Origin of the sequence: Oerskovia enterophila (genome assembly GCF_001692445.1) — a bacterium.
Lineage (GTDB): Bacteria > Actinomycetota > Actinomycetes > Actinomycetales > Cellulomonadaceae > Oerskovia > Oerskovia enterophila.
The window spans coordinates 1-11,752 of sequence record NZ_MAQA01000080.1; the positions used below are offsets into that span (position 1 = coordinate 1).

Sequence of the window (11,752 nt, forward strand, 5' to 3'; positions counted from 1 at the left end):
CCGCCCGCCCACCCTCATCTGGAGGTCCACATGGCCGAGAACGAGCAGACCCTCACCGAGAAGGTCGCGACCGTCGCCCTGACGCTGGCCGCGGGCTGGGTCGCGCAGAAGGTCGTGAGCTTCGCGTGGGCCAAGGCCACGGGGCACGACGCCCCCAAGGACCTGGACGACCCCGAGGTCAGCATCATCAGCGCCGTCACCTTCGCAGCGGCCGCTGCGGCCGCGAGCGTGTTCGCCCGCCGTTTCGCGGGGCGCGAGGCCAAGCGCGTCGTGACGCGCCTCGCGGCCCGCGCGTCCTGAGGTCGGGGTCGGGCGGCTCCGGCGGGTCAGCGCCCGCCGCGTGACGGATGTTCCGTAGGGTGTCTCGATGCCCTCCTCTCCTGCCGCCCGACGCCGTCGCTCACCCCTCGTAGGAGGCCTCCTCGTCGTGGGGCTCGCACTGACCGGGTGCTCGTCGTCCGGGAACGGCTCCGAGGTGTCGCCCACGCCGAGCGTGGCCCCGACCGCGGTCGCGCTGCCGGGCGGCACGGTCGGCAAGGCGGCAGCCTGGGTGCTCGAGGTGCTCAACGCGGACGCCTCCCCCGACGCCGCGACGCTCGATCGGCGGTTCGCGCGGTCGTTCCTGGACCAGGTGCCTGCCGCGCAGCTCGTGCCCGTGCTGGACCAGCTCCGCGCGGACCGGGAGTGGGTGCCGGTCTCGGTCGACGTGGTCGACGCGGGCGAGAAGCAGGCCGCGCTGACGATCGTCGGGGCGAGCGGGCAGTTCTTCACGATGCAGATCGGTGTCGACGCGGACAGCCGTATCGAGACCCTGTTCTTCGGCCCGGGCGACGACCCGCACCGCGAGCCCGCGGCGAGCTGGGACGAGCTGGGCGAACGCCTCGACGCCGTGGACGCGCAGAGCTCGCTGCTCGTGGCCCGGGTCCTGGACAACGGGACGTGCCAGGCGGTCGAGGAGGTCCCTGGCGGCTCGGACCCGGACGAGGTGCTGCCGCTCGGCTCGATCTTCAAGCTCTACGTGCTGGGCGCCGTGTCGCAGGCCGTCGAGGCCGGGACGCTGACCTGGGACGACGAGCTGACCGTGACCGACGACGTGCGGTCCCTGCCCTCGGGGCAGCTCCAGGACGCGCCCACGGGCACCGCGGTCACGGTGCGCGAGGCGGCCGAGCTGATGATCTCGATCAGCGACAACACCGCGACCGACCTGCTGGTCCAGGCCGTGGGGCGTGACGCCGTCGAACGCGCGCAGGCCACGTTGGGGCACGCCGACCCGTCGCTCAACACCCCGTTCCTCACGACCCGCGACGCGTTCGCGATCGCCTGGGGCTCACCGTCGCAGGCCACCGGGTGGGCGGCGGCCGACACCGCGGGACGGCGCGCGATGCTCGACGCGCTGCCTGGCGGGCCCCTCGCCGTCGACCCCGCGGGAGTGACCACGCCCGTCTGGCAGGACGACGTCGACTGGTTCGCGACGTCGTCGGACCTGTGCGCCGCGCACGTCTGGTTGCACGACCGCGGCGAGCAGGACCCCGTGGTGCGCGAGGTGCTCTCGGTCAACCCCGGCATCGAGGTCGACGCGAAGGCCTGGCCCTACGTCGCGTTCAAGGGTGGCAGCGCGCCCGGCGTCCTGGCGGGCTCGTGGCTCGCGGAGGACGCCGCGGGCGACACGTACGTCGTGACGGTGCAGCTCGCGGCCACGGACCCGGCCGTGCTCGCGAACCCGATGGTGCTGGTCGACACCGCGGAGAGCGCGTTCGCGCTGCTGGGTGGGGCGGCGGGCTCGAAGGAGGGCGAGCTGCGCGAGGCCCCCGGGGACCGGGGCTGACCGTCGTCCTGCCCCGGCCTCGACCCTGCCCGGGATCTCCGTCGTGGGGCCTACGCGCCGGGAGCCAGCTCCGCGACAGCCTTGTCGATCCGCCGCTGCCGGGTCTCGGGGGTCTTCGCGGCCTCGATCGGCTCGACGAGCGCGCGCCGGCGGCTGAACGACAGCCCGTCGAACGCCGCACGCGCCTCGGCCGTGAGAGCTGCCGCGAGGTCGTCGGGCACGGTGACCTCGCGCGGTGCGTCGTCGACCTCGATCTCGACGTCCACCTCGTCGCCGCCCGACACCCCGGCGGCCTCCCTGTTCTCCGCGCTGAGCGCGATCATGTACCGCCCCTGGTACGGCGCGACCGAGCTGCGGTAGGTGTGCCCGCCGAGCGTGACGCGCACCGGGACGCGCTTGCCCGCGTCGAGCGCGGCGACCACGTCGTCGGGCACGGGGATGCCGGTGGCCGTCTTGCCGCTCTGGAGGATCGTCGTCCGGAATCGCATGGGCCGAGTTTTCCACCGGCCCGACGACGTCGCGCGCCGACCGCTCGACGCTCGCCCCGCCGTCGGGCCGGGTTGGAAGCCTGGGACAGGGAACGGGGGTGGGGAAGCCTGGGCCCGAGGTGGAACGTGCTGCGCGAGGTAGAACGCACCGCGCACTACCTCGCGCAGCACGTTCTACCTCGCGGTCACCTGGTCACACCGTCACACCCGGTCACGCCGTCAGCATCGCCGCCGGGTTGTCGTGCGTCAGCCGGCGCAGCACCTCGCGCTCGACGCCGCGCCGGGCGAGCATCTCGGTGAAGACGGTCGGCACGTACGCGAAGCCGTTGCCGCCGTTCTGCACCCACATCTGCTTGAGGAACACGTCGTGGCTCAGGAGCACCTGCCCCGCGAACCCCAGGTCGACGAGCCGGTGGACCGCGCCCGCGGTCGTGTGCGGGTCGGGCGAGACGCCCTCCTTGGGGTAGGTGATGTCCATGCCGACCATGTCGAACTCGAGCCACACGCCCCGCTCCGCGACGGCCCGCTGGTACTCGGGGTCCTCGGCCGAGGGGTCCATGTGGCACAGCACGACCTTCTCCGGCCGCACTCCCACCTCGTCGAGCACGAGGTCGAGGATCTCGTGCGCGCGACGCTGCCACCCGGGCAGGTGGATCTGCATCGCGACCTGCGGGTGCTCGAGCTGCGCCAGGGCCGAGGCCCGCAGCGACGCCCGCTCCCCCGCGGTGAAGTCCGGCGAGACGCCGATCTCGCCGATCACGCCCGGGCGGATGCCCGTGTCCCGCACGCCGTCGGACAGCTCGCGCGAGATCGCCGCGGCCTGCGCGTCCACGGCCTGTACCGTGATCCGCTCGCCCTCGAACTTCTCGAGGTAGGCGCCCGCCCCCATGACCACGTTGAGGCCCGTGCGGCTCGCGACGTCCGCCAGGCGCTCGGGGTTGCGCCCGATCGACTCGCTCGACGTCGCGTCCACGACGGTCCGGCCGCCGAGGGCCGCGAAGCTGCGGATCTCGGCCTCGACGGCAGCGACCGGCTTGTCGGCGATGTTGTCGGCGCAGCAGTACGGGTCCTGGCGCAGCGCCCAGGCGACCGACGCGGACACCGGCTCGCGGACCACGGCCTGGGAGAACTCGTAGCTCGGCGCGTCGAGCACACCGGAGAGGTCGTTGAACAGGTGCTCGTGGGGCAGGGTCAGCCCCAGGTCCTGCGCGGCGACGGGTCCGGTGACCGTCTGGACGAACCCGACCGGCGTGACGTTCATCGCGGGCTCACCTCTCCTGCTTCACCACCGCCGACGGCGGCGGCCACTGCGGTGTCCGCGGTCGTCTCCGGCGACTTCCCCGACGGGATCATGCCGATGACCGCGGCGATCAGCGCGATCACGGTGCCGATGATCGTGGCGGCGTAGATCGTGTGACCGAGCGAGGGGATGGCCGCGTCGATGAGGAGCGAGCCCACGAGCTGACCCGCGGTGGACGCGAGGCCCAGGAGCAGCAGGCCCAGCCCGCGGACCAGGAGCGCCATGAGCGCGATCGAGAGCAGGCCGAGCGGTCCGCCCAGGTACATCCACCACGAGCCGGGGAGCTGGAAGTCGACACCCGAGGTCATGGCGCGGATCGCGTAGGCGATGCCCAGGGCCGTGAAGCCGACCAGGAAGTTCCAGCCGATCGAGACCAGCATCGAGCCCGTGGCGTCGGCCACGGCCGCGTTGCCCGCGGGCTGCCAGCCGGCGAGGAGGCCACCGACGAACGGCATGATCGCGAGGGCGATCGTGTGCGGGGCCGAGAAGTTCGGCGAGATGACGATGACGGTCGCGACGATCGCGAGGACCGCGCCCGCGAGGCGGAAGAACGTGAGCGGCTGCTTGACCGAGGCGGTGACGCCCAGGCGGTCGCAGATCACGCCCGAGATGACGAGACCCGAGATGAGCGAGATCTGGAACGTCGCGACGCCCAGGACGCCGACCGTCACGCCCTCGGACAGGACGATGACCGCGCCGCACAGGCCGGCGAGGAAGTTCCACCACGGGATCGTGCGGCCCTTGATGAGGCGCGGGATCGCGAGCGCCTCGCGACGCGTCACGGGACGCGCGAACACGATGACGAACATCAGGACCAGTCCCGTGCCGAACGAGATGAGGGCGGCCGCGTGGCCGTCTCCGATCGTCTTGCCGAGCTGACCGTTGACCGCCGCCTGCATGGGGCCCAGGGCCCCGGCCAGGACGGTCGCGAGGACGAGGAGCGCGGTCGCGGTGCTCTTGACCTTGCTGCGCTGGGGCGACGGGGCGGCCGTCTGGGCGCCTCCCGAGCGGGAGGCGGTCTCCGGCGTGGTGTGCTTCATTGCTTGGCCGTGCCTTTCATCTTTCGACGGTACGTCGGATCGGTGGACCGATCGAACGGCCAGCCCTGGGTCGACGCTGAGTGGTCGGGCTGGGTGGGGGTCGTGCGGGTCGTGCGGGTCGTGCTGGGCCGAGCGGGTCACTGCCCCGGTGCGACGTCCTCCGGGAGGGCTGCAGGGACCTCGTCGGCGAGCGGCAGGGACTCGATCGCCCCGTCGCGAGTGGTCGTGACGGCCGCGACGCGGGCAGCCCAGCGGGCCGCCCCGACGAGGTCCTCGCCACGCAGCAGCCCGTCGGCGAGCGCTGCGCAGAAGCTGTCGCCCGCGGCCGTGGTGTCGATCGCGTCGACGCGCACCGCGGGGACGGGGGTCGGGAGCCCGTCACGCGGGACCACGACCGAGCCGTCGGCACCGAGGGTCACGACGACGTCGCCCGGGAAGGCGAGCCCGCGCACCATGGCCACGACGTCCGCGAGGGACTCGGGGGCCTCGTCCGCTCCCGCGAGGGTCGCGAGCTCGAACCGGTTGGGGACCAGGACGTCGAACCGGTCGCGGATCTCGGCGGGGACCGGGATCGCAGGGGCCGGGTTGAGGATGGTCGTCCCGGTCGCGAGACGCGTGACCGCGGCGAGCGAGCCGAGCGGCGTCTCGCACTGGCACAGCACGACCGGCGCGTCGGTGACGGCGCGCACCGCGGAGTCGCGCGAGTCGACGAACGACTCGTCGACGTCGGCGTTGGCGCCCGCCTCGATGACGATGGTCGACTCGGGCTGCTCCCAGAGGATCACTGCCGTGCCGGTGGGGTGCTCGGACACCGCGACCGACGTGACGTCGAGCCCCTCGGCCACGAGCCGGGCCGTGATCTCGCGGCCCGCGTCGTCGTCCCCGACGGCCCCGACCATCGCGACGCGGCGGCCGAGCCGCGCGGCGGCGACGGCCTGGTTGGCCCCCTTGCCGCCGGGCGAGCGCTTGAGCCCGGTCGCGCTGATGGTCTCGCCCGAGCGCGGGATCCGGTCGACGGTCAGCCGGACGTCCATGTTGAGGCTGCCGACGACCGTGATCTCGGGGGTGGTGAGCCCCCCGGGGACGGCGCTCATCAGCCTGCGAGCCAGGTCACGGCCTGGCCGAAGAGCTTCGGGTAGCCGGACCACTCCATGAACTCGCGGGGGGCCCAGTGCGGGGAGATGTCGGACGCGAAGGCCAGCGTGCGCCCCTCGCCCTCTGTGCGCACGGCGACGAGCGGGCGTCCCTCGATCGTGGCGAGGACGGTCGCGTCGGCCTTGGCCGTGAGCTTCTGGTAGCCGAGCAGGATGGGCCACTCGGCGTCGAGGCCCGCGGTCACGGGGTGCTCGACCTCGGTCAGGACGCCGCCGATGCCCTCGGGGGTCTCCTCGCGGTCGTCGTACGGGAGGATCTCGACGGGCAGCACGGCCTCGACCGCGGTGCCGTGGTAGTTGGCCTTGGCCTGGAAGCCCTGGAAGCTGAGGTAGCCGCCGGCCATCATGAGGCCGCCGCCGCGACGCACCCACTCGGCGAGGAGCTTGATGCGGTTCGGGAAGGGGCGTCCCTCGGAGAACACGACGGGCGGCAGGAGCAGGGTGTTGGCGCCGATGTCCGAGAGCAGGACGACGTCGTACGCGTCGAGCTCCTCGAGCGTCGACGGGAAGTCGGTCGCGACGAGGTGCGAGGGCAGGTGGGTGACCTCGTGGCCCTCGGCAGCGAGCGCCTCGAGCAGCTTGGCGCAGCCGATCTCCAGCTGGGCGTGCGGGAAGGCGTCGTAGCCCTTGTAGTCCGTCGCGGCATTGATCCACGACTCTCCGGCAAGCAGCACGCGGCTCATGCGGTTCTCCTCAGACGGTTCGGGCTCGGCCGCACATCGGCGACGTTGCGCAATGTTGTGTTGCTGTTGCGCAACAACCTAGGTGTGCGTCAGGCTCGTGTCAACCGGCGACCCGTCGGACGGACGCCTCCACCTCTCGGGCCCCGCGAGATGCCGCACGATCACAGCGCTCCCTGGACACCGGACGCGCCCACGACCAGCGCAGCGATAGGCTCTGGGAGCATCCGACGGCCGGGCGCACGAGCAGAGGGGTGGACACCATGACGTTGACGCAAGTTGCGCAACACGCGGGAGTCTCGACCTCGACGGCCTCGCGCTACCTGCGCGGCCAGCTCAACGTCCAGCCGGAGACCGCCGCACGCATCGACGCCGCGGTGGCCGCGCTCGACTACCGCGGCGCCACGCCGGGACGGGTCGCGCGCAGCTCCCGGTCGGTCACGCCCCCGCAGGGATCGCCCGCGCGCGGGACGGGCGTCGTCGCCCTGGTCGTCCCCGACTTCACCAACCCGTTCTTCACGACGCTCGCCGAGGAGTGTGCGGATCTCGCCGCCTCCCGCCAGATCCCCCTCGTCGTCGCCGTCTCCGGCAAGCACGGCGAGCGCAACGGCGGCCTCAGCCCGCTCATCGGCGGCACCGACGTCCTGGGCGGCCTCATCTACCTCGGGATGAGCCGCACCGACGAGCGCCTGGCCCGCGCGGTCGCGGACGGCCTGCCGGTCGTGGTGATCGACGAGGAGATCGACCTGGACCTCGCGGTGGACACCGTCACGGTCGACAACTACGGCGGCGCGTACCAGGCCACGAGCTACCTCATCCAGCAGGGGCACCGCCGCATCGCGCACGTCGCGGGCCCGTCCGAGCTCTCGACGACCCAGGAACGCAAGCGCGGCTATCTCGACGCGCTGGCCGACGCCGGGCTGACGGCCGACCCCGACCTGATCCGCCACGGCCCGTACACCGAGCAGTTCGGCGCCTCGACCTTCCCGTACCTCACCCGACCGGGCAGCGCGCCCACCGCGGTGTTCGTCGGCAGCGACATCGTGGCCGTCGGCATGCTCGGCGCGGCCGAGCTCCACGGCATCCGCATCCCCGAGGACCTGTCGGTCGTGGGCTGCGACGGCATCCGCATCGGCCAGTGGCTGCGCCCGCAGCTCACGACCCTCGAGCAGCCGGTCGCGGCGCTCGCGCTCTCCGCGGTCGACGCGCTCGAGCGGGCCATGGCCCGCCGGGAGGCGCAGGAATCGGCCGGCACAGGAGGGGCTGCCACGGGCTTCGAGCCCGCACGCACGGTCCTCCCGCTCCACCTGGTCATCCGCGGATCGGTCGCGCCGCCGTCGGCCTGACGTCCTGCCCTCGACGCGCGGCGCACCCCCGTGCGGCACCCCGTCCGATAGTGTCCACGCACCGGTGATCCCCACCTCGGCGTCGAGGCGGAGCCGGCCCCGTCCTGGCGACGCCGCCGGGCCCGCCCGTCGAGAGGACCGCCCATGCCCCCCAGGCTCAGCGCCACCGCACTCCTCTGGTGGGGCGTGGGACTGATCGTCGCAGGAGTCGTGGGCAACCTCGTGCTCCCGCCGCTCGTCTCCGAGCTCGTCTACTCGTCAGGGAGCGCCGTCTTCCAGACGATCCTCCAACCGGTCTCGTCCCTCGTGTCGGTGGCCCACTACCTGGGCGCAGGGCTCGTCGCGGCGGCCTTCACCGTGCGCGCACTGACCCGGAACCCTGGCGAGCGCTACACGGGTCCGGCACCGTACTCACCGCCCAAGCCCGGCAACGAGCCGCCCCGCTGAGCCGACCGCGACGGTTCGGCGGCGCCTCGGTGCAGAGACCTCGGCCCGTCAGACGGGCGCCTGGACCTGGGCGTCGAGCGTGCGCCGCAGGAATCCGTTGAGCGCCGCGCCGATGAACCGGCGTCCCCGGAACGTGTGGATCTGGCGGGCCGCGAGGTCCACGACGACGGGCTGGACGATCACCGCGAACTCGAGGCGCGGCTTCACGGTGGCGGCGGCGACGAGCTCGGGCGTGACGCCGTCGGCGACGATCACCGCGAACGCACCGACCCCCGACTGCATGCCGCGCAGCGAGCGGCTGCGCTGCTTGGCGAACGTCGAGACGTCCCGCGTGTAGAGGTCGACGTCCAGCGGGGACGGCGCGAAGTGCGCGACCGCTGTGACGACATGGGTACGGGACATCGCGGCGGGGACGAACTTCGCCCTGTACCCGACCATGGCCTGCACGGGACCGACCTGCTCCCACCCCACCTCGCAGCCGTCATCGACCATGCGTCGTCGGGTGGTCTCGATGTACTCGGGTGCCGTCACAGCACGTGAGCATAGGGCTTATCAGGAGAAAAGAACCAGATCGCCGAGACCGCTCATTCCGGTTGGCCTGGCCCCGTCGTGGCTCACCCCGCCACAGCGGTGAGGGTCTCCAGGAGAGAGCCGATCACGATCAGGTAGATGAGTGCGAAGAACACCGTGTGCAGACCGCTGAAGAGCACCGCGTCGCGCACCTTGCCCGGGGCGCGGAAGTAGCCGAGGAACTTCCGGAGGAAGCCGACCGGGTGCGCCAGGTCCCAGCTGTTGAACCGGATGTACCGACCCAGGTAGATGCCGAACGAGACGAGCACGAGGACCACCGCGACCACCAACCAGGACGCCGGTCGCTCGAACGGCTGGGGGTCGTCGGGGTAGCGCAGCACGGCGTCGAACATCTGCACCAGGAAGATGTTGACCACGGTGTTGAGGACCCCGGACATCGCGAGGGACAGGACCGCGACGATGTCGTACCAGAGCGGCACGTCCTCGCCGTCCTTGCGGTGGCTGAAGTTGAGCTCGGTCACGAGGTACCCGGCGTTGGGCAGGAGCAGCAGCCAGACCACGAGCCCGGCGGCCGCGACGGTCACGACGAGCCACGTCGGCGCTCCGGCCGCGCTGAGCGCCAGGTCGCCGACGATCCAGAACGTCAGCACGAACACCGGCAGCACCGACAGCCCGATGTTGAGCAGCATGGGCCGGTAGACCTCGGTGCGGAACAGCGGGGCGCGCAGGAGGACGAGCGCGAACGCGAAGACGTTCAGGAGGATCACGCCGAGGAACAGCAGGTTCATGGTGGGCTCTCGTGGTGCGGTGCGGGCAGGTGAGGCGCGGGTGCCGCTCGGGCCGCGCGGGCGGGGACCGAGCGGCCCGGCCGCGGTCAGGTAGACCACGGTAGGGCCCGACGGCGCCTCCGCCAGCCCGCGCGACACGTCACCCCCGCGGCTAGCGTGGGTCGCGCGGGAATCTCGAGCTCCACCGATTCGTCCAAGGACGGGCGACCGAACCCCGGGAGTCACAGTGACGCACCACGACGAAGCAGCGACGCCGCCGGCGGCTCCCGGCCCCGGGAAGGACGCGACGCCCGCGGCAGGGGGTGCCGGGACCCCGACGCCCACGGGCGCCGCACCCGGCGGCTCAGCGACCCTGATGCTCACGCTCGCGACGATCGGCTTCGCGGTGAACTTCTGGGCGTGGGCCCTCATCAGCCCGCTCGGTGGCGCGTACAGCAAGGCGCTCGGCCTGTCGGCCGTGCAGCAGTCGGTGCTCGTCGCGGTGCCGGTCATCGTGGGCTCGCTCGGCCGCATCCCGGTCGGTGCGCTCACGGACCGGTTCGGGGCCAGGATCATGTTCCCGCTGGTCAGCGCAGCGACGATCCTGCCGGTGCTGTTCATCGGCTTCGTCGCCGACAGCTACCCGATGCTCATCCTGGGTGGCTTCTTCCTGGGCCTGGGCGGTACGGCGTTCGCGGTCGGCGTCCCGTTCGTCAACGCCTGGTACCCGCCGGCGAGGCGGGGGACGGCGATCGGGATCTTCGGGATCGGCATGGGCGGTACCGCGATCTCGGCGTTCACGACCGTGCGGATCTCCGACACGTACGGCGAGACCGCACCGTTCGTGCTCGTGGCGTGCGTCCTGGCCGTCTACGCGGTCGTCTCGTGGCTCCTGGTGCGCGACGCCCCGGGCCGCGTCCCTGCCGCGCACGGGAGCTTCCTCGCGCGGACCTGGGCCACGTTCAAGCTGCCCGCGACGCTCCAGCTCTCGTGGCTCTACGCCGTGGGCTTCGGCGGTTTCGTGGCGTTCAGCGTCTACCTGCCGACCTTCCTGGTGAACGCCTACGACCTGACGGCTGCCGACGCCGCCGCGCGGACCGCGGGGTTCGTGGTCCTCGCCGTCGCGATGCGGCCCGTGGGAGGCACGCTCTCGGACAGGTTCGGCGGCATCCCCGTGTCGGTCGTGTGCTTCGCGGTCGTGACGGTCCTCGCCGCGGTCGTCGCGTTCCAGCCCGACCTGGTGCCGCTCGGGACCGTCGCGTTCCTCGGGCTCGCTGCTGGGCTCGGCGCGTCGTCGGGCGCGACGTTCGAGCTCGTGGCCAAGGTGGCCCCGCAGGACAAGGTCGGCGCGGTCACGGGCCTCGTGGGCGCGGCGGGCGGCCTCGGCGGGTTCATCCCACCGCTCATCATGGGCGCGGTGTACCAGCTCAACGGGGACTACGGCCTGGGCTTCGCGGCCCTCGCGGTGACGGCACTCGTCACGCTGCTCTTCACGCTGGGACCGGTGCGGCGAGGCACGCGCGGCTGACGGGCGGCGCGGCACCCGCGGCTGACGAGCGGCACGGCCCGCTCCTCGGACGGTCCTCGTCCGCCGTGTCGCCACGCGTGGCCCCTCGCCCGGCGCGTCGGCCTACGGTGTCTCCATGGACCCGCGCGCCTCCGATGAGTTGTCAGAAGCCCACCGGGCTCCGGACCGGCCACGTTCTGACGACACGTCCGAGCCGGGCGAGTTGTCAGAAGCCCACCGGGCTCCAGACCGGCCACGTTCTGACGACACGTCCACGCCGGGCTGCAACCCGCCGGCGAGCTCGACGAGCCGTCCCGAGGGCCGCTCGCCCACCGACCACACGGCTGCCGGGCGAGTGCACTCGGTCGAGGAGTACCGCGACCACGTCCTGACGCTGGTCGCGCCGCTGGCCGCCGAGCAGGTCGCCCTCGACGCGCTCGCGACCGGGACCCCCGCGCGGCGCGTGCTCGCGCACGACGTCCGCTCGCTCCTCGACGTGCCCCGCTTCGACGCCTCGGCCATGGACGGGTACGCGGTCCGCAGCGCGGACCTTGCGACCGCGAGCGCCGCGTCACCCGTGACGCTCCGGGTCGTGGGCGACATCGCGGCGGCTCCCACGGCGACGGTGCCCTCGCCCGCCACCCTCGCCGACGCCCCACCCACGACC

General features: G+C 72.6%; 12 protein-coding genes and 1 pseudogene. 6 read left to right on the forward strand and 7 right to left on the reverse strand.

Translation table 11 applies throughout. From position 1 onward, the window contains the following. Both OERS_RS19480 and OERS_RS19485 read left to right on the forward strand, forming a co-directional pair. A partial coding sequence (locus OERS_RS19480) for a DUF4235 domain-containing protein (RefSeq protein WP_248948776.1) occupies positions 1-300 on the forward strand: 300 nt, incomplete at its 5' end. Positions 301-367: 67 nt separating this feature from the next. Continuing rightward, positions 368-1,825 (forward strand): serine hydrolase, encoded by a 1,458-nt coding sequence (locus OERS_RS19485; protein ID WP_139107955.1) that lies wholly within the window; start codon positions 368-370, stop codon positions 1,823-1,825. Positions 1,826-1,875: 50 nt separating this feature from the next. Here OERS_RS19485 and OERS_RS19490 read toward each other — a convergent pair whose 3' ends face one another. The 5 genes from OERS_RS19490 to OERS_RS19510 all read right to left on the reverse strand — a co-directional run bounded on the left by OERS_RS19490 (position 1,876) and on the right by OERS_RS19510 (position 6,490). Next, the gene (locus tag OERS_RS19490) at positions 1,876-2,313 is read right to left on the reverse strand and encodes a YdeI/OmpD-associated family protein (RefSeq protein ID WP_068627677.1); all 438 of its coding nucleotides are present in this window, start codon (positions 2,311-2,313) and stop codon (positions 1,876-1,878) included. Positions 2,314-2,524: 211 nt separating this feature from the next. Continuing rightward, positions 2,525-3,574, reverse strand: coding sequence for a phosphotriesterase family protein (locus OERS_RS19495; protein ID WP_056644783.1), 1,050 nt, complete (start codon positions 3,572-3,574; stop codon positions 2,525-2,527). Then, positions 3,571-4,653: a DMT family transporter gene (locus OERS_RS19500; protein WP_068627678.1), complete on the reverse strand. Its 1,083-nt coding sequence runs from the start codon at positions 4,651-4,653 to the stop codon at positions 3,571-3,573. The genes OERS_RS19495 and OERS_RS19500 overlap by 4 nt, the downstream gene beginning before the upstream one ends. A 137-nt stretch (positions 4,654-4,790) precedes the next feature. Continuing rightward, on the reverse strand, positions 4,791-5,747 hold the full coding sequence (locus OERS_RS19505) for a ribokinase (protein WP_068627679.1): 957 nt from the start codon (positions 5,745-5,747) through the stop codon (positions 4,791-4,793). Further along, positions 5,747-6,490, reverse strand: coding sequence for a glutamine amidotransferase (locus tag OERS_RS19510; RefSeq protein ID WP_056644776.1), 744 nt, complete (start codon positions 6,488-6,490; stop codon positions 5,747-5,749). Before OERS_RS19510 ends, OERS_RS19505 begins: the two co-directional genes overlap by 1 nt. Before the next feature lie 260 nt (positions 6,491-6,750). Here OERS_RS19510 and OERS_RS19515 point away from each other — a divergent pair, with 260 nt between their 5' ends. Together OERS_RS19515 and OERS_RS19520 are read left to right on the forward strand one after the other, a co-directional pair. Next, positions 6,751-7,833, forward strand: coding sequence for a LacI family DNA-binding transcriptional regulator (locus OERS_RS19515; RefSeq protein ID WP_068627684.1), 1,083 nt, complete (start codon positions 6,751-6,753; stop codon positions 7,831-7,833). Positions 7,834-7,977: 144 nt separating this feature from the next. After that, positions 7,978-8,280, forward strand: coding sequence for a hypothetical protein (locus tag OERS_RS19520; RefSeq protein WP_068627680.1), 303 nt, complete (start codon positions 7,978-7,980; stop codon positions 8,278-8,280). A gap of 48 nt (positions 8,281-8,328) precedes the next feature. On the opposite strand, the gene OERS_RS19525 is transcribed toward OERS_RS19520, so the two are convergent. After that, on the reverse strand, positions 8,329-8,811 hold the full coding sequence (locus OERS_RS19525) for a hypothetical protein (RefSeq protein WP_068627681.1): 483 nt from the start codon (positions 8,809-8,811) through the stop codon (positions 8,329-8,331). Positions 8,812-8,894: 83 nt separating this feature from the next. Beyond that, a complete protein-coding gene (locus OERS_RS19530) occupies positions 8,895-9,599 on the reverse strand; it encodes a DUF1361 domain-containing protein (protein ID WP_068627682.1) in 705 nt (234 codons plus the stop codon). A 226-nt stretch (positions 9,600-9,825) separates the two neighbouring features. Here OERS_RS19530 and OERS_RS19535 point away from each other — a divergent pair, with 226 nt between their 5' ends. Together OERS_RS19535 and OERS_RS20850 are read left to right on the forward strand one after the other, a co-directional pair. Further along, a complete protein-coding gene (locus OERS_RS19535) occupies positions 9,826-11,106 on the forward strand; it encodes an MFS transporter (protein ID WP_248948779.1) in 1,281 nt (426 codons plus the stop codon). A 115-nt stretch (positions 11,107-11,221) separates the two neighbouring features. Then, positions 11,222-11,752, forward strand: a pseudogene (locus OERS_RS20850) (hypothetical protein); the annotation flags it as partial.

Bases quoted from the DNA above. Each gene is read 5' to 3' on its own strand.
- OERS_RS19485 (WP_139107955.1), top strand. From the start codon at position 368: ATGCCCTCCTCTCCTGCCGCCCGACGCCGTCGCTCACCCCTCGTAGGA.
- OERS_RS19490 (WP_068627677.1), bottom strand. From the start codon at position 2,313: ATGCGATTCCGGACGACGATCCTCCAGAGCGGCAAGACGGCCACCGGC.
- OERS_RS19495 (WP_056644783.1), bottom strand. From the start codon at position 3,574: ATGAACGTCACGCCGGTCGGGTTCGTCCAGACGGTCACCGGACCCGTC.
- OERS_RS19500 (WP_068627678.1), bottom strand. From the start codon at position 4,653: ATGAAGCACACCACGCCGGAGACCGCCTCCCGCTCGGGAGGCGCCCAG.
- OERS_RS19505 (WP_068627679.1), bottom strand. From the start codon at position 5,747: ATGAGCGCCGTCCCCGGGGGGCTCACCACCCCCGAGATCACGGTCGTC.
- OERS_RS19510 (WP_056644776.1), bottom strand. From the start codon at position 6,490: ATGAGCCGCGTGCTGCTTGCCGGAGAGTCGTGGATCAATGCCGCGACG.
- OERS_RS19515 (WP_068627684.1), top strand. From the start codon at position 6,751: ATGACGTTGACGCAAGTTGCGCAACACGCGGGAGTCTCGACCTCGACG.
- OERS_RS19520 (WP_068627680.1), top strand. From the start codon at position 7,978: ATGCCCCCCAGGCTCAGCGCCACCGCACTCCTCTGGTGGGGCGTGGGA.
- OERS_RS19530 (WP_068627682.1), bottom strand. From the start codon at position 9,599: ATGAACCTGCTGTTCCTCGGCGTGATCCTCCTGAACGTCTTCGCGTTC.